Below are 21,367 nucleotides of genomic sequence, written 5' to 3'. Positions count from 1 at the left end.
ACTCTTAAGAATGGAATTCTTAAGGAATCAGGGATTTTTGCCTTAGCAGGCGATTATAGGTAATTGCAAACCTGTGGGCTTCGTCCCGAATTTCCTGGACAAAGAGCGAGGCTTTTTCATTTCTTTTGATGGGAAGCGGAGACTTAATTCCGGGTACATAGATTTCTTCTTCCCGCTTGGCTATTGAGATAATAGGAACCCTGAGCTTCAATTTCCGGAGTTCCTGGAAAGCCGAGGAGAGCTGCCCTTTTCCCCCGTCTATAATGATCAGGTCAGGCAGGTCATGTTTGTCCTCGAGCAAGCGGGAATAACGCCTGCGTACAACCTCGGCAATGGAAGCGAAATCGTCAATCCCCTCAATACTCTCGATCTTAAAGCGGCGGTAGTTGTGTTTATCAGGTCTGCCTCCCCGGAACTGCACCATGGAGCCGACCGTAGCCGTACCTGAGAGATGCGAGATATCGAAACATTCTATAACATTCGGAAGTTTCGGAAGGGATAGTTTACTTTGCAGGGCTTCGAGCTTTTTCCGGTCCCCGAAGAAACCGATCTCAACATTTTTCAGGGCAAGATCAAGAAGTTCCTTTTTCTCTCCCTGTTTCGGAACCGTGACTTTCACCTTTATTCCCTTGACATGTGAAAGAAAATCAGCTAGCGACTCTTCGAGAGGTTCGGGCAGGATCAGTTCTTCAGGCGGCTCGTTCTCGGAATAATACTGTACCAGAAATTCTTCCAGAAAATTTTCTCCGAAGGCAAAGACATAGTCCTGCTTGTCCTCCAGTGTGCCCTTGTAGACCTTGAAGAGCATAAGATAAACGGTATCATCCCTGACAATATAATTCAGTATATCCTCGTTATGCTTTTTTTGCCTCTCCATATTTTGCTTTTCCTGGAGATATTCAAGGGCTGCAATTTCGTCCCTGAGAGCCATTGCCTGCTCGAATTGCTGCCTGGATGCCAGTTCTCTCATCTCTTTTTCCATGGACTCGATGAGCTCTTTGATATTGCCTTTCAGGACCGAGCTGGCTTTCTTCACTTTCTCGGCATAGTCTTCCGGGGAAACTGCCCCCATGCAGGGCCCGCTGCATGCCGCTATATGGTACCTGAGGCAGGCACGCTTCGGCATCTGCTTGCAGGTTCTGAGCTGGAAGGTTTTTCTTACAACCTCAAAAATGTAATCTCTTTCCTTTGCCGATACAAAGGGCCCAAAAGATATCCCACTGTCTACCTTTTTTCGGGAAAGCCTGATCCTTGGAAACTTTTCTTCGGTTAAATGAATGCAGGCATACCGCTTTGAATCCTTGAGAGCAATATTGTACCTTGGCCAGTGTTTCTTGATCAGGGTATTTTCAAGGAGGAAAGCCTCTACTTCCGTATTCGTGACAATGAAGTCAAGGCCCCTGGCAGCCTGTACAAGGCTCTCGGTCTTCGGGTCATGGTCTCGTTTCTGGAAATAGCTGCTCACCCGCTTTTTAAGGTCCTTTGCCTTGCCTACATACAGCACAGTCCCTTCTTCATTTTTGAAAAGATAACAACCAGGCAAGTGAGGAAGAGCCTCCAGGTCAATCATTTTTAAGCCTCATTTTCAAGTTTCCTAGGTCGTTATGGGTAGTTTAAATCAGCTTAGATTAGCTTATAACTCATCTTAAATAGCTCAAATTAGCTAAAATTAGCCAAATTAGCTAAAATTAGCCAAATAGCTAAAATTAGCTCAAATCAGCTTGAATTAGCTTAAATCAACTTTAAATAAGTTTTAAATCAGCTGCTCTTCGAGCGCTTTGTCAGTCCTATGTTTACTGTGCTTGAAACCTCTGGAATCGTCTTCAGAGTCCTCCTCAGAATCTTTTTCAAAGTCTTCAGATTCACCAGTCAGATCATCGTCAAACTCTTCATAATCGGCCTCAAACTCTTCCCCTTCTTCAAAAACGGCCTCAACAGGCTCTGCTCCCGACATGTTAAGATATGATGTTGAAAGCCTGGGAGCAAGGAAGTGTGCAGTGTGGCTTCCCTGAACCAGAGATATCTCCTCGGGGGTTCCTTCGGCAACAATTTCCCCGCCTGCGTTCCCGCCTTCGGGGCCGAGATCGAGGATATGGTCTGCGGATTTAATTACATCCAGGTTGTGCTCGATTACAACCACGGTGTTTCCTTTTGCTACAAGCCCGTTAAGGACTGAAATGAGTTTTTTGACGTCATGGAAATGAAGCCCGGTTGTGGGTTCGTCAAGGAGATAAATCGTCCTTCCTGTACCTTTTTTAGAGAGTTCTCTTGTCAGCTTGATCCTCTGGGCTTCCCCGCCGGAAAGCGTTGTTGAGCTCTGACCAAGTTTGATGTAGCCCAACCCGACTCTTGTCAGGGTATCGAGTTTGCCTTTGATTGCAGGAATATTCTCAAAATGTTCAGCAGCCTCTTCTACAGTCATGTCCAGGACTTCAGCAATCGATTTTCCCCTGTACTTTACTTCGAGGGTTTCCCGGTTGTAGCGTGTACCCTTGCATTCTTCACATTCGATATACACATCAGGCAGGAAATTCATTTCGATTTTTATCAGCCCTTCTCCCTGGCAGGCTTCGCAGCGTCCTCCTTTTACGTTGAAAGAGAAACGCCCGTTTTTATAGCCCCGGATTTTGGCTTCCTTGGTTTCGGCAAAAGCCTGCCTGACGGCATCAAAAACCTTCGTATAGGTCGCGGGGTTTGAGCGAGGAGTCCTGCCGATTGGGCTCTGGTCAATAACGATTACTTTATCGATCTCGGAATCAAAGACCAGCTCATCATAGTCCCCTGGCGTTACACTTGACTTATTTATTTTCTTCATCAGGGCTTTGTACAGGGTATCGTAAATTAGAGTGGATTTTCCGGACCCGGAAACCCCTGTAACCACAGTCAGGATCCCTATGGGAATATTCACGTCTATATCCTTCAGGTTGTTTGCCCTGCAGCCTTTGAGCCTGATGAACGCATCACTTTGCCTTCGAAGCGCAGGCGGTTTTATCTGTCTTTCTCCCGAGAGGTACTGGCCTGTCAGGGATTCAGGATGCTTTTCAATTTCTTCAGGCGTACCTTCAGCTACCACATAACCTCCGTGAATGCCTGCCCCTGGCCCGATATCGAGTACGTAGTCCGCAGCCCGAATAGTATCTTCATCGTGTTCCACGACTATCAGGGTGTTTCCAAGGTCCCGCAGGGTCTGGAGGGTCTGGATAAGCCGCTCGTTATCTCTCTGGTGCAGCCCTATTGAGGGTTCGTCGAGCACATAGAGCACGCCCATGAGGTTTGAGCCGATCTGGGTAGCCAGCCGGATGCGCTGGGCTTCTCCACCTGAGAGAGTGCCTGCACTCCGGGAAAGGGTAAGATAGCCGAGCCCCACATGCTCAAGGAAGCCAAGCCTGGACCGGATTTCCTTTAAAACCTGCTTTGCAATCTCCCTTTCCTTTTCTGAGAGATCCAGGTTTTCGAAAAATTGGATGCAGTCCAGAATTGAAAGATCGGTTGCATCCACAATGGATTTTCCGCCGAGCTTTACTGCAAGCACTTTTTCCTTCAGGCGCCTGCCTTCGCATTTCGGACAGTGCTTAACCTGCATGAATTTTTCAAGTTCCTTTCGCCGGTAATCGGATTTTGTCTGGTTGTACAGCCTCTCGGACTGCGGAAGCAGCCCTTCCCAGGTTCCTTTATGAGACCACTGTGCGTCTCCGTTCTTCATGCTCATGCTGAATTGCATGCGTTCGTCCGAGCCGTACATAAGAGCATTATACTGCTTCTCCGAGAGAGCCTCAATCGGGGTGAAAATGTCGAACCCGAAGTGTTTTGCTACGGCTGCGAGGTGCTGGCTCCGGTAACTGTCCAGGTAATTTCTGTACAGGGCAACAGCTCCGTCGGCAAGGCAGAGAGTTTTGTCCGGAATGATCAGATCAGGGTCGAACTCCATCTTAAAACCAAGCCCGTTGCAGGCTTCACAGGCCCCGAAGGGACTGTTGAAGGAAAACATCCTTGGCTGAAGCTCTTCGAAAGCCATGCCACATATCGGACACGCCATATTCGAGGAATAAAGGTGGTCTTTTCCTTCCGAATCAACCGCAATTAAGAGCCCGTCTGCCTTCTTGAGGGCGTTTTCGCAGGCTTCGACAAGCCTTGAGCGGTCTTCCGAGGGATCCAGCCGGTCGATCACGACTTCAATATCATGCTTCCTGTAGCGGTCAAGGGTAATTTCATCGTCAGTCCTGTGGATCTCCCCGTTTACCCTCATCCGGGCGAAGCCTTCGCTATTCAGTTCCCTGAAGAGGTGCTGGTATGTCCCTTTCTTCTGCCGAACCACAGGCGCGAGAATGGTAACCATGCCCTCGCATTCCCTGCTGAGGCTGTCCGCAATCCTTTCAGGGGACTGGGACTCGATTTTTATATTGTGGGTCGGGCAGTAAGGCGTGCCGACTCTTGCAAAAAGCAGCCTCAAGTAATCATAAATCTCAGTGACTGTCCCGACCGTACTCCTGGGATTTTTCGAGGTCGTTTTCTGCTCAATGGAAATTGCCGGAGATAACCCTTCGATGCTGTCCACATCCGGCTTATTCATAAGCCCGAGGAACTGCCGCGCATAAGCTGAGAGGGACTCCACATAGCGCCTCTGCCCTTCGGCATAAACCGTATCAAAAGCCAGGGTAGATTTCCCTGACCCCGAAACGCCTGTAATGACAATGAATTTGTCCCGCGGGAGTTCCACCGTGATATCTTTCAGGTTATGTTCCCGTGCCCCTTTAATAATAATATTTTTCATTTTCCTTCTCTCGGGTTTTTGTCCAGTTGAATCGGTTAGATGAGAATTTTAAAGTTAAATACAGAGTTTGGAATTACAGAATTTGAAATTAGAGTTCGAGCAGTCTGAATTTTGAATTCAGAGTAAAATCTGGATCTTAAGTCTGAGACTAAGAAATCCAGAAGTAGTTGAATTTATTAATTTTAAGAACCTTTATGGAAAACTTAGATTTTATATTCACTTATCAAGCCATTAGTTCAGGCAGATAATTCTATGTATTATTATAAATAACTAGTTATAATTCACAAATCCTGGTTTTACTTATACAAGAGATGACAGTTTTATGATTCATACTACCCCGTTTTTCGATACATACAGCAGAATGCAGACTTTTTATTAATAGAGTGATATAGCGAAGTGAAAGTATTAAGCAATAGATAAATGCTTCTTCGAATTTGCGTGCAGTAAATCAGGTTTACCGACAGTGAATTGTATAATACTCTTACTTTTAATTTTATATCTGTTTGCCTTCAATACTTTCAGTCCGGAATAATGATTTTGTCTACAAACCAGCGTGAATAAATCTGTTAAGCCAGGAACTCATCCCCAAAAAACAACGAGGAAAAAATATCGGTAAACTGCAGGAAGAGCGGAACTTAAGCTTTTAATCATATAACGGATGGCTAGATTATGCCTATCATATAAATAATTATCTACTTTAGAATATTTTAGTAGATTTATGTTAAATTAGTGAGAATGTACCATAATATCAGTACTCTATGTTTTCTAAAAGTATACTACTGAAACAGATTAACTAAAAATATGATCTTTGAGAGCCTATCGAGAATTCAAGAATGCTTCTTTAATCTCTTATTCTTTAAATCTATAAAAGTTTCATAACTATTTTTCTATTATGATCAATAAAAATGTCCCGGATAGCAACATTATATCTTAAGAAAGCATCTATCTTGTAAGTTTTTTAGTCTGAAATTTTTATTAAACTATTTACTGCGATTTGTTTGTCTACAGTTTTTAAGGGTATAGACAAGAGCTATTTCTCTCCAATTGGAATATTTATCTTGTATTTGGAAATGGATTGAGAGCACTGATAGTTGTGAAGAACTAAATGCTCTCGGTACAGGAAGCCCGCAATATAAAAATATTTTAAAATGATCCTTCAAGTGTGATTTTTATTGCTTTCAATTTTCTGTATAATATCCAGGAGCAGGTAATTTATGTCCGAAGATACGAGCTTTGCACAAAAATAATTATAAATTGGTATGGTCTCGGGTGTTTCGCCAAGCATTTTCCATATAGTATCTATTGCATGCTGGTTTACTTGAAGCCTCTTGTACAATTCAGGTTCCTTGATTGCCAGAATTGCAATGGCATTACATAATTTTTCGCTCGATTGATCAAGGGCGTGATCAATATTTTCGATCTTGGAATAGATCTCTATTGAGACTTTTTCCAGCGATTGGGCTGCAGCAGCTTTCTGTATTTTCCTTGTACTTTTTCCTGCTTGAATGTGATTGGGTACATAACCATCCAGAATCGAAGTCAAAGAACTTTTTTCTGCCTGAAGCATTATGTTAATGGGAGATCGTAAGGCAGCCAGCTCTTTCTCAGCTTCTTCAAGCCATGTAAAGTAAGCATCCACAAAGCGATAATCTTCGGTACGATAAATATTGCTGACGGCAGCAAGTTTTGTCGCCTGGATCATGAGTTTTTCCCGCAGAATAGATTGCATCCTGTGGTCCTCCTTCAATCATTCCGGCTGTAACGTACTCGTTACACCACCGGCTTCGCTCGCCCTGGTAGTCCACTCTAGACCTTCCTCTTTAAGTGTGATTCTCAGGCGCACAACGTTTGTGCTTGATGCATGTTCTTTAACATCGGCCGTTACGATATTGGCTACAATACTTGAAGGTACCCTCTCTCTGGCGATACCTTCCTTTGATATTTTTCCCCGGAGATCTCTTGAAATGGCCGTCTGGTCTACTGCAGTCAGAGTAGTTTTCGTCTTTGTCAAAGTGGCAGCAAAAGCATCTTGAACACTACGCACAATGGTTTCTTTCATTACAGGAGCTCCTGTTTGTTTTTCTAGCTCAAGCCGATCTTTTACCTCATTTACGAATGCTTCATGGAAAGTAGGGTTAATCTTTATATCGTTCTTAGATAAGGTAGTTTTCAGTTGTTCTAGCGCTACATCTGTAAGCTTTATCGGATCTTCCATCTCTCCATCTTCTCCTTCTACATGTTTCTCGATAAGCATCGGCATATCAATTGTCAATTCAGGGATTCGTATGCGAGGAACTGATAAACCTTCGAGAAGAGGGATGCTTTTGTAGTATTCTGCAAGTGCTGCCGTTTGCTCATCAGCCATGCGCCTTGCACTGATTAATCCGGACATCAATGAGCCTAAAAGGCTACCCAAGTCTGCCATATTTAATCTCCTATGTTTCTAGGAAGGTAAAGGGATATTCAATATTCCTTTACCTGCCTGCTAATAAAATCAAATTACGCGGCTTTCGGTACCTCTTTTATGCTGTTCTCAAGAACACCTAGTAGCTTTTCCATACCTGCAGGAAGCTCATCCTGTTCTGCTTGAACATGAATAGCCATGCTGTAAGTTCGTTCCGTCTTGTCAGTTGCTGATGTTGATTTTTTGTTGCTGTAACTGCATTTCAATTCCGCAGATACTGGACCCCATCCGCCTTTGACTCCGAGAGATGCATTCAATTCCGAGGATGATGTCGTTGTCGACTCCACAACGGAATTGATTTTCGCATTGAAATCAATCGATACATCTGATACTCTGATAAAGGGAATAGGAAGCATAGTGAGAATCGGCACAGTCAGTTTCATTGGTCTCGGCGTGTAGACAATGTTACCCTGTTCGTCTTTCTCCTGGAAAATTTTATCATACTCGAAAGTGACCATCGTTGGTTTCCCAGCGTCTTCCGTTTCTGGCCCATTGAACCCAACACTCTTAATGAAGTCAACCGATGTCTGTGCAGATTGTGCCTGAGCTTTGATTACGGCGTTCAAAGGGCCGCCAATCATTGATTGAAAATCTATGGATGATAATTCCTGACCTATACTCATAATCTTCCTCCTTTCTATGTCGGTTCGATGTATTTCGTCTTCTTTACTACTTGCATCTCACCAACAGCCTTATGAGATAACTCTTCAATCGCTTCTAGACTTTAGTTGTAGTCAACTAATGATTGAGCGCTTGTAGAGAATGCCCGAGCTTGTGTAGCATAGAGCAGATCCCAAAACTCAATTACTTCTCTAGATTTCGTTTTGTAAGCAAGCAGTCGAGATTTCGGATTTTTGGATTCCAATCGCTTGTTTCACACCCGATTGAATTCCAAACATTACAACTTCTAAACATCCATATAATTTGTATGACCAAAGTCTCTAACAATTAACACTTTTATCAACTTTATAAAAAAACCGTAATTAAATTAAGCCTTGTGTTAATTTTTGCATTGCGCCCATATTGTGGGCATTCTCGGTACGAGCCATGACTGCCACAGAACTTTTGCTGCAGAATTTGCATAAGAAAATTTTCATTAATATTATTCTCGCATTTATAAGCCAGCATTTGATCCTTATACACTTGGATTTTCCTGAAAAACCGATACCTTCAACATCAAAAAGTATAACATAGAAGGTTCAGAATTCGAAATACATTCAGAGATTCGTATAACATACTGTTAAATACCCAAATGTTACAAAAGATATTAAACAAGACGAGGAAGTTAGGATAAATAAACGGAGGTAAACAAATGCTTTAAGGTAGAGAAAAATTGATAATTGCTATTTTGCTGGCAATAGGCGTTGTACTAATATTGACCAATACGACAAGCCTTTGCCGCCATCGGGGGCGACCCTATTGAGGGGGCTAACATTACTGTAGAGAGTATTTATCAAAAATACCTGTCATAAAGTTGATTTTCAAGCTATTGCGATTGCCGAAAATGAGGCTATAGTAATTTGAAAAGGTGAGCTTATGAAACGCTTCATAACACAGGACACGCCTGTTACGGATAAGGCTCTTAACGTCATCGCCCATTTGCCCACGAAAAGTCTTCCTGCGATAGTTGAAGATAAATTCTTCGGTAAACTTAGCGACCGCAATTTTATGCGTATAGCAGTTTTACTTGCAAAAAAAAGCTATGATGAGGGTGGCTGCCCCATCGGGGGAGTCATAATAAATAATAATACTCGCCAGATTATCGGCAAAGGGCATAATACGCTTGTGCAGGACAATAACCCTTACAACCACGGTGAAACTTCGGCGATACGCGATGCGGGAAGACAGGACTTCAGTGATACCACAATTTTCACAACACTCAGCCCCTGCGAGATTTGCGCCACATTAATATATATGCGGCAGTTCGACCGTGTTGTCGTAGGCGATATTACTAACGCCTCGGGCAATGAACAGATGCTGCGCGAGAAGGGCGTCAAAGTCAATATCCTTGAAGACGCTGTGGGAATAGCATTGTATGCCAAATATCGGGCCGAAAAACCGGAACTCGACATCGAAGATTGGAAAGGACTGGCTGCTGTTCGCACGTTCCATAGGATCTAAATCCCAAGCCCCCCATCATATTGTTAAAATCAGTCCTTTTAAAGAGTCTAGCAGCCTAAATTTATTTAATGAAAAATAGTTTGTACTAAAAAACGAATGACACAAAAAATTAATTCTTAGCTTTAGAATGTAAAAGGATTTCACAATACTGTTATTTTTCAGTATACACTTGAATTAATATTACTCATATCACAGGCAATTATCAATAACTAATGTTTCGTATGTCAGGTATTCAAAGGTTAAACACGATAGCAACGTCTTGCCCTGCAAAGTTGCTGTTTTTCTATTTTCAGGTTGTCTTTTACGTCTTTCATATCTGCAATTGATTATAGCAATCCATAAACATCCCGTTACTGCGTTTGTATCAAAGAGAATTGTCTATAACTGGGGAAGGAACAAAAGACAAGAACCAAAAACTGATAACTTAGATACAGCACTTTATGGTTAACTGCACACCTAGGTGAGCAAATAAAAAAGCTAAATGAGAGTACGCATAATACACATAACAAAAAGATTATTAATCCTCTAAATGCTCAAAAGATTCAGGCTGACAACTTATAAAAATGGGTAAAATGATTCATGTAAGGTAGTCAACACAAAAAATAAACTCCCAACTCTATTCAAAACTTTTTGATACATTTATGGGAATTCGAAAAGAGATATACAAACTTACCCATGATAGCTTTTACTCGGAAACTTAACACTCCGATTAAAGTACAAGATACTTTTTAATAGAGGTTTTCAATGAAAAAAATAAGTTTAATAAGCTTACTATTGGTCATGCTGCTGATTACCAGCGGGCTGAGCGGCTGCATCGGACAGGAAAAACCAGTAGAAGATAATAATACGTCAACTCCTTCCTATAATAGTACTACCCAGAGCGGGCATCCCAGTTTCTTGTCAATGCTTTTCTGGTCAAGCCTGTGGAACAGACACGTGACATCGAATTTCCGGGCTGCGAAAGCTTACGTTACCCCAGACCCGGCGACAAAAACGGATGCCTCCGACCTTTCAAGAAAGGTTGACGCAAAAGATCCGACAGACACAACCGGCACAACAAATAAAAATTCATTAATTCAGGATACAGGAAACAGGCCAAAAACGAAAGTAAAAACAACAACCCCACGAATCAGACGAAGCGGAAGGCGTTAATAGTTTTTCTAATGAGGCCAAAACTTCCTGTTCCTTTTTTATTTCCTGACAGTACCTGTATTTTAGACACTCTTTTTATTGGGCGTCTCCTTTTTATCACTATCAGTTACACTCTTTTTTGACCAGTGCCCTGCAAGGAAAGCTCCGGACAGGTTGTGCCAGATGCTGAAGATCGCACCCGGAAGCGCGGCTGCAGCCGTGAAATGTTTTATCGCAAGGGCGACGCTCAGGCCGGAGTTCTGCATCCCGACCTCGATTGCAATAGTCCTTGCTTCGGTTTCGCTAAATCGCAGGGCCTTTGAAACCCAGTAGCCGCCCGCAAGGCCAAGCCCGTTGTGCAGGATAACTGCAAGCAGCACCAGCGGGCCGCTCTGTTCAAGGTTCGCGCTATTTGTCCCTATAATCACGGCAATAATGATTACTATGGCTGCGGCCGAGATTGCCGGAAAGACCTCCCGGACCGCGCTTATCCGTTTTTCAAAAAAGTAGTTGATTGCAAGCCCGAGCGCCACAGGCACGATTACCACATTTACAACGCTCACAAGCATGCCCGTGACATCAACGTCGACGGTCTGGCCTATAAAAACCCAGGTAAGGAAAGGCGTTGCAAGGAAGGCCAGCAGGGTAGAAACCGAGGTAAGGACTATTGAAAGAGCCACGTCGGCTTTTGCTAAATAAGAAATCACGTTGGAAGCCGTGCCGCCCGGACAGCAGCCCAGCAGGATAACGCCCGCAGCCAGATCGGCCGGAAGCTTCAGAACCAGGCAAACAATCCAGGCTGCAAGCGGCATAATAGTGTACTGCATTAAAGTGCCCAGGACAACTGCCGACGGTCTCTTCAATACTGCAAGGAAACTGTCCACCGAGAGAGTAACTCCCATTCCAAGCATAATCAGGCTTAAAAAGGGTACTATAAGCCCCTGATGGGGAGCAAAATATTCAGGATAAACGTATGCGACAGCCGATAGGAGAACCGCCCAGAGGGGGAACAACGATGTAAATTTTTTAAGAGTTTCTTGATACACTGTCTCACCAGATTTCAGGGATGAAGAATTGAATTGTAAAACGCTGAAAAGGAGATATTTATAAAGTAGACTCGCACAAAAACCAAGAACTTTTAAACATATTGTACTGGCTCAAGTATCCTTAAAGAACCTGAATAAAGAACCGGATGCGTGCCTTAATAAAATATAGATGAAATTGCCATTTAAAAGTATATCCATTTCTTATCAATAAATAATAAAACTGTAATTAATTTGGAAATTACATGTACTATATGTACTATTATACTTAATATATAAATGATACCGGGTTACTGGGTGTTAAAAAGAGTTTTACGCCCTCAAATTACGTTTCCACATCTGGCTTTTCCCTTCCTTTAATTTATTTCAATCGACTTGCTACTTATATATACAGGCTTGCAATCGACTTGTTATCTATATATACAGGCTATTCCGATACAATGCCCCATGAGACTGGATGCATACCTTGTAGATATGGGATATTTCAAATCGAGGGGGAGAGCCAAGACTGCTATCGTTGCCGGAAATGTTAAGGTTAACGGAACGACGGTAACGAAGGTTTCCAGAGACGTTTCTACTGAGGATGTAATTGAGGTTACCGAGGGTCTGGATCAGCCTCAGGGCTATTTCAAACTCAAGCGAATTCAGGAAGAAAGCGGAATTCTTAAGCCAGGGGATAGGGTGCTTGACCTTGGGTCCAGTGCAGGCGGGTTTATCCTCTTTGCCTCGGAAATTGCAGGCCACGTTAAAGGCATCGAATTCAGCAAGGATTTTAGGAGCGAACTTGGAAAAATCGCATATGAGAGGGAAAACGTTGACGTAATATTCGGAGATGTTTTTACCGTACCCCTGAAATTACTCTCCGAAGAACCCGTAGATGTTGTTCTTTCGGATATGACCCTGGAGCCTGAAGATTCAATCAAGGCTCTTTCGAGATTGTTGCCTCTGCTGAAAGCCGGGGGAAAACTGCTCCAGGTTGTTAAAATTTCAAAAAAGAAGAATCCCAAACCCATCCTAAGTAAAGTCGAGAACCTTGGGCTCGAAATTCAGCAGGTCATCAGTTCCGAAAAGCAGGAGATCTATGTTATCGCAAGAAAACCCCTGCCCGAGTAGGAAAAGCCGCCCGAAGAAAAAGAGTTCTGAGGCATCGAAAAGGATGAACGCTGACGGAGCAGAAGGTTCCGGGGGTTCCCTTCCCGGCGAGCACAAATGCACAGAAAAGCTGCCAGATTCGAATACGGATCCCGGGATAAAAATTTACGGCAGCGGGAAACCAGTCCGGCTCTTTGTTGCAGGCCTGCACGGGGAGGAATGGAAAGATACAACCGAACTCCTGAAGGGCATCAAGCCTCCGGAAACAGGCACTCTTGCTTTAATTCCAGTTGTAGACTGCGGAAAGTATATTTCAACCCTGAGCCCGGATTACTATTCAGGACCCGGAAAGAAGATTCTCAGGGCAATTGAAGCGCTAAAACCCGAAATCTATATCGAGCTCCATTCTTATTCCAGCGAAAACCTTGAAAAACTGGCCGGAAGGAACAGGCTCGAACTTATAGGAGTGCCTGCCTATAGCATTCTGAAAGCAGGAGTGCTTCTAGGCTCGGTTTCTCCGTGGATCCGGAAAAAGTATTTTCCAAAAGAAGCCCTCTGTCTCTCTTTTGAACTCCGGAAAGGAAGTGTGGAATCAAGAAAATTTACCGTCCGCATGCTTGAAATTCTCAAGGAGATTCAATCAAGGGACGAATTCATTGAATATATGAAAAAAGAATTCCCTGCCCAGGCTAAAAAGGCAATCGAAGATTACCGGCGGTTTTACGGGGAAATTTGATTTCCACTCAGTCTCAGCAGCGAGCAATTCGAAAACACCGGGTTTATACTCAGAAACAGACAAGAAAAAGTTCACTTAAGATGAAACTAATCACGGAAAACACTGAAAAAGTGAACTAAAATAAACACGGGCACAGAGATTCCTGTGCTTACCGTGCTTTTCGTAGCTTAATTTAAAGGCTGGGCTTTATCTGTGCATGTTAAGCGCAGGAGCTGACATCCCGTCGTAAGTGCTTGCCATATGTTCCGGTTTGACGTCCTGCATTCCAGTGCGCTGGGCGCGGAGCATATCGTCCACACGCAGCACCATTACTGCGGCTTCGGAGCCGGCTTTAATGGAGTTGACCTTAACCCTGAGAGGATCCACTATGCCTTTTTCAAACATATCTTCGGCAGCGCCCGTAACGATGTTCAGACCTGCGTTTTTGTTTTCAGCATGCTTTGCCCTGAGATTCACCAATGTGTTGATAGTGTCCAGGCCTGCATTCCTGGCAATTGTCCTCGGGATTTCGTCAAGGGCGTCTGCAAAAGCCCTGATTGCCATCTGCTCACGCCCGCCTACGCCGGGGGCAAATGCGCGAAGTTCGAGTGCAACCTCGATCTCGGAAGCGCCGCCGCCTGCAACAACCTTGCCGTCTTCTACTGCACATTTCACTACTCTGAGGGCATCGTCAATTGCGCGTTCAAGGTTGTCAACCACATGTTCGGTACCGCCCCTGAGAACAAGTGATACGGATTTTGCACCCTTGCAGTCCCTGAGGTAGGTTTTACCCTGGTCTCCGTTTCTGTCCTGTTCAAGGAGCCCTGCATGTCCGAGCTCTTTCTGGGTCAGTTCCTTGATATTGCGGATAGGCCTTCCGCCTGTGGCGTCTGCAAGGTGCTGCATGTCCTCATTTTTAACCCTGCGGGTGGCATAGATTCCCCGGTTTTGCAGGTAGGCCGCAATCTTGTCATCCATGCCCTTGGAACAGAAAACCGCATTCGCGCCTGCCCTGATAACATGGTCTGCCATTTCAAACAGAGCTGCTTCTTCCTGCTTTACAAAATTCTCAATATCGCCGTATGCGCTGATCTGGAGTTTTGCTTTGTTCGCAGTCTTGCCAGATTCCATGGGGGCATCGATCAGGGCGATTCTGGGATTCTTTATTTTTTGAGGGAATTCCCTGTCCAGAGCAACCTTGTCTATTACAATGCCTTCGACGAACTCGGTCTCTTCGATCTTGCCGCCTACATCTTTTGTAATAATAATGTCTTTAAGGTCAACTATTCCCCTCTCGCGAATAGCGAGCACGGCATCCACACAGAGTTCCGCAATCAAACGGTTGTATTTTTCGGAAGCCTTGCCCGTAATAGATGTTCTGGCAACTTCGATAAGCATTTCCTTTTCGTTCTCGCCAGTAGAGACTGCCAGGCTCTCAAAGATCTCAACAGCCTTCTCGGCTGCAAGCCTGTATCCCTTAACAACAACTGTCGGGTGGACTCCGCTCTCAATAAGGCTTTCTGCTTTTTCCAGCAGACTGCCTGTGAACACGACAGCACTTGTAGTCCCGTCCCCGGCCGAGCTTTCAAGTGATTCTGCAACTTCCACCACCATCTTGGCTGCCGGGTGCTCGATGGACATATCGTGTAAAATGGTTGCACCGTCGTTTGTGATTGTGATATCCCCGAGAGGATTGACAAGCATCTTGTCCATTCCTCTCGGTCCGAGCGTGCTCTTGACTATGCTGGCCACTGCCTTTGCAGCCGCAATATTCATGCTGAGCGCTTCTTTTCCCTTTGTCTGCTCTTTTCTAGGATCTACTATTATGATTGGCTGGCCACCTTTTTCCATCTGAACCAAAACCTCCTTAAAATGAAGTGCATATGTCGAAGACTTTTACTCAATAATTTGAAGTTATCCTGGCTTACAGTCATTTTAGCCCGAGATCAGCCTGAAAATATAATTTCATCAGTTGCCTTATCTGAAGCAGTATTTGATCACAAAATTACTGATAATACTTCTATAAAAACATACCGGGTATATACTGATTCTTGAGGGTGAAACTGTTTGAAGGTGTAACTGTACTTTCGCACCAGATTCATTTTCTGATTATCTCCACTGACCCGTCTTTTTTCCCGATATAGAGTTCATCCACATTGGAAAATATCCCATGCTCAACAACTCCCGGAATTGAAGATAGTTTGAGGGCAAGGCTTTCAGGATCGTTTATTACACCAAAATCAACGTCAAGTACGAAATTCCCATTATCGGTTATCACAGGCCCGTCTTTTCTTAAAGCAGACCTCAGCTCGGGCTTTCCTCCAAGCTCCTTTATCTTTTTAATCACAAGTGTTTTTGCAAAAGGGAGAAACTCGACCGGTACGGCCTTATCAAGCTGCGTGCTCGTTTTTGATTCGTCGGCTACGACCAGGAAACGTCTTGCGGATGCCGATACTATTTTTTCCCGGGTATGAGCAGCTCCCCCACCTTTGATTGCATACAGTTTTGAATCGATCTGGTCTGCTCCGTCAATAGCGATATCCAGTTCCGGGTGCTGGGCAAGGGTGGCCAGAGGGATGCCGGCTTCTATGGCAAGCATTTCGGACTGGTATGATGTGACAACACCCAGGATTTCAAGCCCTTCTTCCCTTACCCGCCTGCCAAGTTCTTTTATCGTATATGCAACTGTTGAGCCCGTTCCAAGCCCCACTATCATTCCCGATTCTACCAGCCTCGATGCAGCAATGCCGGCTGCGCGTTTTTCCTGGGAGTCGGCGGATGTATTTCTTTCTGTCATGTATATTCCTTTCCGGTTCAAATCCTGAAAAAAGGACCACGAGGGTTTTAAGCTGGAAATTAAACTGAAATTAAACTGGAAATGTCTAAGCTCCAGAAATAAGGGATTTCAGGGAGAAAGTCTTCTCCTGTCCCTGGGGAAGAGTACGGTATCCCTGATATTGTCGGTACCGAGCATGGTCATAATAAAACGTTCGCAGCCCATGCCCCAGCCTGCGTGTGGAGGCATACCGTATTCGAAAGCCTTAAGGTAGAACTCAAAGCCGTCAGGATTCAGGCCCTGCGATTCTATCCGGCTCTTGAGCAGGTCAGGAATATGAATACGCTGGGCTCCTGACGAGAGTTCCATTGTGCGGTGCATCATGTCAAAAGACTTGCTGAATTCCGGCCTGTCCTCATAAGGCATAGCATAAAAAGGTTTAATCTCAGTTGGCCAGTCGATAATGAAATAGTGGGATTCCCCTGTGGTCTCGTAGACGTAATCGCCCACAATATGCTCTCCGAGCGTGCCGAGGTCATCTCCCCAGTGCATTTTCTCTTCCGAGCGGGAGTTTATGATCTCGATTACTTCGTCATAGGTAAGCTTAAGGAAAGGAGTTTTCGGAACTTTGAGCTCAACCTCAAGTGTCTCAAGGGAAGGCTTGCACTTTTCAATAACCTGGGCGTAGACATAAGCCACCAGGTTTTCAAGAATTTCCATTACATCGAAATGGTCTGCAAAGCTAACCTCGACATCGATAGAAGTAGCTTCGTTCAAATGCCTGCGGGTGTCGTGTTCTTCTGCCCTGAAAATCGGGCCGATCTCAAAAACCCTGTCAAAACCGCCGCTCATAAGGATTTGCTTGAAGAGCTGGGGGCTCTGGTTCAAAAAAGCTTCTCTGTCAAAATAGGTAATCGGGAAAAGTGCAGTGCCGCCTTCGGTCGCAGTCGCCACGACTTTTGGGGTTGCGGTTTCGATAAATCCGTTTGTTACAAAGTATTCCCTGATAGCCTGGAGAGCCTGGTGCCTTATTTTGAAAATCGCAGTTGTTTCGGCCCGCCTGAAGTCAATAAATCGTGAATCCAGCCTGGTATCCAGTTCAGCTTCCACCTTGCCTGTAGTGTCCATTGGCAGTGGAGAATCTGCAGCATTCAGGACAGTTATCTCCTCAGGAAGCAGTTCATATCCGTTCGGAGCTTTTTCTTCGAATTTGACGGAGCCGGTTACTGAAATTACTGATTCGCGGACAAGCCTTCTTGCAACATCAAACAGGTCTTTATCAATTTTTTTCTTTACAAGGGTGACCTGAGCTTTTCCTTCCCGATCTCGAAGCACTACAAAACAGATCCCTCCGAGGTCTCTTACCTCATGGACCCAGCCTGCCAGGGTAATTTTTTGACCGTTGTCAACTTTTTCGGGTTTGACATCGGCTGTATAATGTGTTCTGAGTTTTGCTAATGACATAAATTCACCTTGATTGGGGGTAAATTAAATGAAAAATATAAGAATGAAGCTGAAACGTAGGTGAATAGTCATAACTCATTATTAATGTATTTATTGCAAGCCCGGGTCCCGTCTCGCCCGAATTGCGACTCGCCCGAATTGCGACTCGGGAGTACGCGGTCCGTTTCGCTCACTTCGTTCGCTCAAGCGGACTAATTTATGGCAGTTAAAGCGCTTTCTCCTTCTCAAGCGGACTAGCTTAGGGTAAGTTACTTTGTTTTTACTTCACAAGGTTCCTAATTTCTTTTGAACTTTTCAAAGAGTAAGATATTGAAGGCAGGTAATTTTTTTCGATCGGAATAATCGCTCTAATTTCTGTATGTACAGAGACAAAATTTCGCCGCCTATTCGGTGGCTACTCCTGAAAAATCGACTGAAATATACCGGATAATTACCGGATAAACCATAATATGTAATTTTTGTGGATATTGTTCATGAATAAATATTAGATAAATAGTTATAGCGGTTAAAAGGGTTTTGAAATATAAACCTTCTTTTTTAACGAATTATAATTAAATATTTGAAAGTATGTAAATTTGGAAGATACCTATATATAATGGGACAGAACTCCTATGCCCTGAACACAACTAACAAGATTTATATTAAAAATTGATAGAAAAGAGGAAGTAGAAATTATACAGATTGTACATCTTTCAGATATCCATTATTCAGATGCGTATTTTGTTCCAGAAATTGCAGATTCCATGGTTGACAGCATAAACCGGCTGGAACCGGATCTCGTGGTAATTACAGGCGACCTGACAGAAAATGGGTTTTCAACCGAATATAATGGGGTAAAACTGTTTATTGACAGGATTGAATGCAAAAACAAAGTCCTTGTCCCGGGCAACCATGATTCGAAAAATGCCGGCTATCTCCATTTTGAAGACCTTTTCGAGAACCGGTTTTCGTCTCAGAGTTTCACGGATGTCACAGTTGTCGGAGCTGACTCTTCGCAGCCTGACCTTAACGACGGCCACGTGGGCAGGGAAAACTACGGCTGGATCAAAGAAGCCTTTTCCGGGGAAAGTTTCAAGGTTTTTGCCCTGCACCACCACCTTGTCCCTATCCCTCTGGCTGGCAGGGAAAATAACGTGCTTGTAGATGCAGGAGATGTCCTCGAACTTCTGAACCGCTGCAAGGTTAACCTTGTCCTTTGCGGGCACTGCCATATTCCGTGGGTATGGAACCTCAACAATATGCTTGTGGTAAATGCAGGCACCTTCTGTTCGTCCAAAACCAGGGGCAAGACCACACAGTGTTTCAACCTGATCCAGGCAGACAACGAAACGTCAGGCGGAAACTGGAATGTCCGGGTGTCCAGAGTTTTTTCACAGGGAAACATGGAACTGGTCACTGAAACCGTGATGTGAGGGCATTTAAACGCCCCTAAACTTTTGTCTTTTTTTTCCTTTTTACTATTTTGGTAGTACGGAGGGTTACGAAAACTCGTCCTTCAGGTTCGTGATAAAGCTAACCCTCACCGCCTTGTTGCCCCTTCGATTCTATAGGTCCGTTAATTATATCGGTCTGTCAATCTATCGATCCCTTAAAATTTGACCGCTGACACAATCAAGTACTATATAACGAATCGCATGGACATCAAAAGCAAAGTTTCAATCATTTAGACTAAGGAAAAACCGAACACAGATATTTTTCGATCGTTTTTGGAACACGAATTTAAAGATCGATGGTACAGGAATAACAGGGTCCTTTGATCACTTATTTAATGGTCTGGTTAAGTGTTTATCGCTTGATGCTCCATAGCTTTTTTTTATCCTGTTCTGTGCGTTCAAGCTCTTCCCTTTCAGTCAGATCGTCCAGGATTTCTAAAAGTTCAGGCTCCGTGAGATCAAGCCCGTACCTGTGCTTAAATTCGGTTATAATTTGAGAGAGATCAAGGGCTCTGTCCAGGAGGATTTTTTCCGCAAATCCTGCAAAGTCCTCATACCTGGCCCAGGGGTAAATAACCCAGCGCCATTTGATAAGCTTCTGGGCATAAAAATCAGGCGTGAAAACCGAGCAGGTCTTGTGCTGGAGTACTGCAGTCCTGACATCTGCGGGCTTCAGGCTCAGGGCGTAATCCACTGCAAGGTCGAGTGTCTCGCCAGTGTCGGTTATATCATCGACAATCAGGACTTTTTCTCCGGTTATATCCACAGGAATAGGGAATTTTATCCTTGCCTCTTCCTGCATGTCTGCAGCTCTTGCATAATGCTCGATCTTCATTGAGGTAAGGTCATTAAAGAGCAAAAAATCGGAAACCAGCCTTCCAGGCACATAGCCTCCTCTCCCTATGGCTACGATCAGGTCAGGCATATAACCGGAAGCCTTAATTTTGCGGGCAAGAAGTTTGGAAAGCCGCAGGACCTCATTAAAGCTTATAAGCTCACACCTGAATGAGGTCTTCTCTGCCTGGCACCGGGATTGTTTAGACTGCACTTTCATTTCCTCCACAGATAAATCGCCTTCTGCTGCCTGTTTTATAGCCTGCGGGTAGTCGTATCGAGAGACACCTGATAGTAGAAGCTAACATCGTTTCTACCGAATTTATCAATTTAATCTAACAAGTTTATCAATTTAATCTAACGAATTTATTAATTTAATCTAATGAATTTATCAATTTAATGGCTTATTAATTCGTCTGAAAGCTCACCTGATTACCTGAAAATATTTGAATCAGGGAAGCCATAAATCAAGAGTATCTGAAAAATAAGTATGAAAAATAAAGCGGGGCCGGGATTGACGAGAATAAAAGAATTTTTAAGAAAATATTTATTAAAGCTCTTCTCGCGAGTCTCATATAAGAAAGAGTGCCGCCAAAAAGGAGTCCTATGCCATGTTTTCAAAAGAAGAAGACAAAATGGTAAATCTAGGGTTTAATTCCATTAATGAGGGATTTGACGAAGGAGTGAGCCAGGCCCTTAATTATCTCACCGAAAGCGGCACAGGCTATCTGAAGGAGAGAAAGGAGCCAGAAGCTGAAAAAATGGTGGTTTCCATAAAGGAAATCGGAAAGGCTGCTGCCCTCCAGGGAATGGAAAATGCCGCAATAAATGCTATCCGCGCCCTTGAAAGGCTGCTGCAGTGTTCCGTGGAGCAGGATCTGCAGGGCACAACTGTCCGGGTGTTACTTTCATTTGGAGCTATAGGAAAAACGGCTGCCGAACACCAGATGGAAATGGTAGCCAGGCTTGCGGCCTCAGTGCTCGGGAAGAGCGGGAATACGGCAGCTCTCCTTAACCGGGAAAGAGAAACCATAGCAGTCGTAATCGGGCTTGGAGAGATCGGAAAAGCGGTTGCCAGGATGAAGTTTCCCGATCTTTCGGAAAACACTGCAATATGCATCTCATGTCTTGGGGGTGTTGGAAAACTTACGGCTCAGAGAAGCCTCGAAGAGGCTGCCGTGGGAGTAGAGCTTATGCTTCAGGAAATGGCTGCCGCAGCCATGCAGGAAAACCTCCAGAATACGGTGAGAAGTATCGCAAGCTCTATTGAAGAGATTGGAAAAAGCGCAGAAGAAGAAGATATGGAAAATGCGGTTCTCCAGGCAGCCTCCGCCCTCCAGACCATTGTGACCAATGCAGGAAGCAGATACCTGAACGATGCCTCAATTGCGGCTAAGATAGCCCTTGAGTCTTTCAATGAGCTTGATATAGTAAATGATGAAGTTAATATAAAAAAGATAGAAGCAATAAGGGAAATGATGAGGGCGCTCTGGGTAGATTCGGAATAAAAATTTTAAGTGCCA

Annotated in this window: 16 protein-coding genes; 6 read left to right on the top strand and 10 right to left on the bottom strand. The window is 44.2% G+C overall.

All coding sequences use genetic code 11. From position 1 onward, the window contains the following. Positions 1-19 precede the first annotated feature (19 nt). From uvrC to ACPK8D_RS12540, 5 genes are all read right to left on the bottom strand, one after another. Positions 20-1,570, bottom strand: a complete 1,551-nt coding sequence (gene uvrC / locus ACPK8D_RS12560; RefSeq protein ID WP_424718197.1) for an excinuclease ABC subunit UvrC — start codon at positions 1,568-1,570, stop codon at positions 20-22. Positions 1,571-1,753: 183 nt separating this feature from the next. Then, positions 1,754-4,771 (bottom strand): excinuclease ABC subunit UvrA, encoded by a 3,018-nt coding sequence (gene uvrA, locus ACPK8D_RS12555; RefSeq protein ID WP_424718196.1) that lies wholly within the window; start codon positions 4,769-4,771, stop codon positions 1,754-1,756. A 1,156-nt stretch (positions 4,772-5,927) separates the two neighbouring features. Then, a complete protein-coding gene (locus ACPK8D_RS12550) occupies positions 5,928-6,500 on the bottom strand; it encodes a hypothetical protein (protein ID WP_424718195.1) in 573 nt (190 codons plus the stop codon). 18 nt (positions 6,501-6,518) lie between these two features. After that, positions 6,519-7,196, bottom strand: a complete 678-nt coding sequence (locus tag ACPK8D_RS12545) for a hypothetical protein (RefSeq protein WP_424718194.1) — start codon at positions 7,194-7,196, stop codon at positions 6,519-6,521. 74 nt (positions 7,197-7,270) lie between these two features. Then, on the bottom strand, positions 7,271-7,858 hold the full coding sequence (locus tag ACPK8D_RS12540) for a DUF2589 domain-containing protein (RefSeq protein WP_424718193.1): 588 nt from the start codon (positions 7,856-7,858) through the stop codon (positions 7,271-7,273). Positions 7,859-8,771: 913 nt separating this feature from the next. On the opposite strand from ACPK8D_RS12540, the gene ACPK8D_RS12535 reads away from it, so the two are divergent. Both ACPK8D_RS12535 and ACPK8D_RS12530 read left to right on the top strand, forming a co-directional pair. After that, positions 8,772-9,356 (top strand): nucleoside deaminase, encoded by a 585-nt coding sequence (locus tag ACPK8D_RS12535; protein ID WP_424718192.1) that lies wholly within the window; start codon positions 8,772-8,774, stop codon positions 9,354-9,356. Positions 9,357-10,100: 744 nt separating this feature from the next. Further along, the gene (locus ACPK8D_RS12530; protein WP_424718191.1) at positions 10,101-10,508 is read left to right on the top strand and encodes a hypothetical protein; all 408 of its coding nucleotides are present in this window, start codon (positions 10,101-10,103) and stop codon (positions 10,506-10,508) included. Positions 10,509-10,570: 62 nt separating this feature from the next. Here the strand turns inward: ACPK8D_RS12530 and ACPK8D_RS12525 are convergent, their stop codons facing one another. After that, positions 10,571-11,500: a bile acid:sodium symporter family protein gene (locus tag ACPK8D_RS12525; RefSeq protein ID WP_424718190.1), complete on the bottom strand. Its 930-nt coding sequence runs from the start codon at positions 11,498-11,500 to the stop codon at positions 10,571-10,573. A gap of 477 nt (positions 11,501-11,977) precedes the next feature. On the opposite strand from ACPK8D_RS12525, the gene ACPK8D_RS12520 reads away from it, so the two are divergent. Together ACPK8D_RS12520 and ACPK8D_RS12515 are read left to right on the top strand one after the other, a co-directional pair. Continuing rightward, positions 11,978-12,643, top strand: a complete 666-nt coding sequence (locus tag ACPK8D_RS12520; RefSeq protein ID WP_424718189.1) for a S4 domain-containing protein — start codon at positions 11,978-11,980, stop codon at positions 12,641-12,643. Beyond that, positions 12,612-13,358, top strand: coding sequence for a DUF2119 domain-containing protein (locus tag ACPK8D_RS12515; RefSeq protein ID WP_424718188.1), 747 nt, complete (start codon positions 12,612-12,614; stop codon positions 13,356-13,358). Before ACPK8D_RS12520 ends, ACPK8D_RS12515 begins: the two co-directional genes overlap by 32 nt. A 186-nt stretch (positions 13,359-13,544) precedes the next feature. On the opposite strand, the gene thsA is transcribed toward ACPK8D_RS12515, so the two are convergent. The 3 genes from thsA to aspS form a co-directional block, all read right to left on the bottom strand. Beyond that, entirely contained in the window at positions 13,545-15,188 is a 1,644-nt protein-coding gene (gene thsA, locus ACPK8D_RS12510; protein ID WP_424718187.1) for a thermosome subunit alpha, read from the bottom strand. A 247-nt stretch (positions 15,189-15,435) separates the two neighbouring features. Beyond that, positions 15,436-16,134 (bottom strand): ribose 5-phosphate isomerase A, encoded by a 699-nt coding sequence (gene rpiA, locus ACPK8D_RS12505; RefSeq protein WP_424718186.1) that lies wholly within the window; start codon positions 16,132-16,134, stop codon positions 15,436-15,438. Between the two features lie 108 nt (positions 16,135-16,242). Beyond that, positions 16,243-17,577: an aspartate--tRNA(Asn) ligase gene (gene aspS / locus ACPK8D_RS12500; RefSeq protein ID WP_424718185.1), complete on the bottom strand. Its 1,335-nt coding sequence runs from the start codon at positions 17,575-17,577 to the stop codon at positions 16,243-16,245. A 698-nt stretch (positions 17,578-18,275) separates the two neighbouring features. On the opposite strand from aspS, the gene ACPK8D_RS12495 reads away from it, so the two are divergent. After that, on the top strand, positions 18,276-18,989 hold the full coding sequence (locus ACPK8D_RS12495; RefSeq protein WP_424718207.1) for a metallophosphoesterase family protein: 714 nt from the start codon (positions 18,276-18,278) through the stop codon (positions 18,987-18,989). A 373-nt stretch (positions 18,990-19,362) separates the two neighbouring features. Here the strand turns inward: ACPK8D_RS12495 and ACPK8D_RS12490 are convergent, their stop codons facing one another. Beyond that, positions 19,363-20,058 (bottom strand): phosphoribosyltransferase, encoded by a 696-nt coding sequence (locus tag ACPK8D_RS12490; protein WP_424718184.1) that lies wholly within the window; start codon positions 20,056-20,058, stop codon positions 19,363-19,365. Between the two features lie 397 nt (positions 20,059-20,455). Between ACPK8D_RS12490 and ACPK8D_RS12485 the strand changes: the two genes are divergently transcribed. Continuing rightward, the gene (locus ACPK8D_RS12485) at positions 20,456-21,352 is read left to right on the top strand and encodes a hypothetical protein (protein ID WP_424718183.1); all 897 of its coding nucleotides are present in this window, start codon (positions 20,456-20,458) and stop codon (positions 21,350-21,352) included. Positions 21,353-21,367 lie beyond the last annotated feature (15 nt).

Origin of the sequence: Methanosarcina sp. (assembly GCF_049706645.1) — an archaeon.
Taxonomy (GTDB): Archaea; Halobacteriota; Methanosarcinia; order Methanosarcinales; family Methanosarcinaceae; genus Methanosarcina.
The sequence above is the reverse complement of the archived record's forward strand: the minus strand, read 5'-3'. Positions and strand labels throughout refer to the sequence as shown.